At 66.8% G+C, this 1,659-nt stretch carries 1 protein-coding gene; it reads right to left on the bottom strand.

Features of this window, described 5'->3' with window-relative positions; genetic code table 11:
* On the bottom strand, window positions 1–1,659 hold a 1,659-nt coding region (rpoB, locus tag IEZ27_RS53345; protein ID WP_189654307.1), incomplete at both ends, for a DNA-directed RNA polymerase subunit beta.

The raw sequence follows: 1,659 nt of genomic DNA, 5'->3' as shown, positions 1-1,659 counted from the left end.
CGGGCGTCGACCTCGTGCTCCTCGATGTGGATCGAGGACAGGACGTCGTCCTGGACCAGACGCTGGGACAGGATGATCGCGTCTTCGTAGTTGTGGCCCTCCCATGGCATGAACGCCACGAGGAGGTTCTTGCCGAGCGCCATCTCACCGTTGTCGGTGCAGGGGCCGTCGGCGATGACCTGGTTGACCTCGACCCGGTCGCCCTCGGCGACGATGGGCTTCTGGTTGAAGGAGGTGCCCTGGTTGGAGCGCCTGAACTTGGCCACCCGATAGGCGGTGCGCGTGCCGTCGTCGTTCAGGACGGTGATGAGGTCGGCGGAGACCTCCTCGACCACACCGGCCTTCCCGGCGCTGACGACGTCGCCGGTGTCGGCCGCGGCACGGTACTCCATGCCGGTGCCGACCAGCGGCGCCTCACTCCTGATCAGCGGCACCGACTGGCGCTGCATGTTCGCGCCCATCAGGGCCCGGTTGGCGTCGTCGTGCTCCAGGAAGGGGATCATCGCGGTGGCGACCGAGACCATCTGGCGCGGCGACACGTCGATGTAGTCGACGTCGCGGGAGGGCACGTACTCGGCCTCGCCGCCCTTGGTGCGGACCAGGACGCGGGCGTCGGTGAGGCCGCCGTCCTCCGTCATGGGCGAGTTCGCCTGGGCGATGATGTAACGGTCCTCCTCGTCGGCGGTCAGGTAGTCGATCCGCTCGGTGACCCTGCCCTCGACGACCTTGCGGTACGGGGTCTCGATGAACCCGAAGGCGTTGAGGCGGCCGAAGCAGGCGAGGTAGCCGATGAGGCCGATGTTGGGGCCTTCGGGCGTCTCGATCGGGCACATCCGGCCGTAGTGGGACGGATGCACGTCACGGACCTCCATGCCCGCCCGCTCACGGGACAGGCCGCCGGGGCCGAGCGCGTTCAGGCGCCGCTTGTGGGTCAGGCCGGCCAGCGGGTTGATCTGGTCCATGAACTGCGAGAGCTGCGAGGTGCCGAAGAACTCCTTCATCGACGCCACCACCGGGCGGATGTTGATCAGGGTCTGCGGCGTGATCGCCTCGACGTCCTGGGTGGTCATCCGCTCGCGGACGACACGCTCCATACGGGCCAGGCCCAGGCGGACCTGGTTCTGGATGAGCTCGCCGACGCTGCGGATACGCCGGTTGCCGAAGTGGTCGATGTCGTCGATCTCCACGACGACCTCGCCAATGGACGTCTCGCCCATCGACGTCTCGCCCATCGACGTCTCGCCCGCGTGCAGCCGGACCAGGTACTCGATCATCGTGACGAGGTCGTCCTCGGTGAGCGTGCCCTGCGTGATCTCGGAGTCGACCCCGAGCTTCTTGTTGATCTTGTAGCGGCCCACCTTCGCCAGGTCGTACCGCTTGGGATTGAAGTACAGGTTCTCCAACAGGGTCTGCGCCGACTCCTTGGTCGGCGGCTCACCCGGACGCAGCTTGCGGTAGATGTCGAGCAGCGCGTCATCCTGACCGGCCGTGTGGTCCTTCTCCAGGGTCGCCCGCATCGACTCGTACTGGCCGAACCGCTCGAGGATCTGGTCGCTGGTCCATCCCAGCGCCTTGAGAAGCACGGTGACGGCCTGCTTGCGCTTACGGTCGATGCGCACACCGACGCTGTCGCGCTTGTCGATCTCGAACTCCAGCCAG

Source organism: Nonomuraea spiralis (assembly GCF_014648435.1).
Classification (GTDB): domain Bacteria; phylum Actinomycetota; class Actinomycetes; order Streptosporangiales; family Streptosporangiaceae; genus Nonomuraea; species Nonomuraea spiralis.
Note: the sequence above shows the minus strand (reverse complement) of the source record. Positions and strands in the feature narration are given on the sequence as shown.